Origin of the sequence: Klebsiella sp. K47 (genome assembly GCF_051858335.1) — a bacterium.
GTDB classification, from domain to species: domain Bacteria; phylum Pseudomonadota; class Gammaproteobacteria; order Enterobacterales; family Enterobacteriaceae; genus Klebsiella; species Klebsiella pneumoniae.
The window spans coordinates 1-1037 of the sequence record NZ_JBPYUI010000079.1; the positions used below are offsets into that span (position 1 = coordinate 1).

A 1037-nucleotide genomic window follows, 5' to 3' on the forward strand; every position below is an offset into this window, starting at 1 on the left:
CTGGCTAAAACCTACGGTGGTTCCGCTCGCGCATTCGACCAGATCGATAACGCGCCGGAAGAAAAAGCTCGTGGTATCACCATCAACACCTCTCACGTTGAATATGACACCCCGACTCGCCACTACGCGCACGTAGACTGCCCGGGCCACGCCGACTATGTTAAAAACATGATCACCGGTGCTGCGCAGATGGACGGCGCGATCCTGGTTGTTGCTGCGACTGACGGCCCGATGCCGCAGACTCGTGAGCACATCCTGCTGGGTCGTCAGGTAGGCGTTCCGTACATCATCGTGTTCCTGAACAAATGCGACATGGTTGATGACGAAGAGCTGCTGGAACTGGTTGAGATGGAAGTTCGTGAACTGCTGTCTCAGTACGATTTCCCGGGCGACGACACCCCGATCGTTCGTGGTTCTGCTCTGAAAGCGCTGGAAGGCGACGCAGAGTGGGAAGCGAAAATCATCGAACTGGCTGGCCACCTGGATACCTATATCCCGGAACCAGAGCGTGCGATTGACAAGCCGTTCCTGCTGCCGATCGAAGACGTATTCTCCATCTCTGGTCGTGGTACCGTTGTTACCGGTCGTGTAGAGCGCGGTATCATCAAAGTAGGTGAAGAAGTTGAAATCGTTGGTATCAAAGAAACCGCGAAAACCACCTGTACTGGCGTTGAAATGTTCCGCAAACTGCTGGACGAAGGCCGTGCTGGTGAGAACGTAGGTGTTCTGCTGCGTGGTATCAAACGTGAAGAAATCGAACGTGGTCAGGTACTGGCTAAGCCGGGCACCATCAACCCGCACACCAAGTTCGAATCTGAAGTGTACATCCTGTCCAAAGATGAAGGCGGCCGTCACACTCCGTTCTTCAAAGGCTACCGTCCGCAGTTCTACTTCCGTACTACTGACGTGACTGGCACCATCGAACTGCCGGAAGGCGTAGAGATGGTAATGCCGGGCGACAACATCAAAATGGTTGTTACCCTGATCCACCCGATCGCGATGGACGACGGTCTGCGTTTCGCAATCCGTGAAGGCGG

The 1037-nt window shown here is 54.8% G+C and carries 1 protein-coding gene; it reads left to right on the forward strand.

All coding sequences use genetic code 11. The features are described from left to right. Window positions 1-1037 (forward strand): elongation factor Tu (tuf, locus tag RRF55_RS27115; protein WP_020316953.1); only part of this gene is annotated, 1037 nt, incomplete at both ends.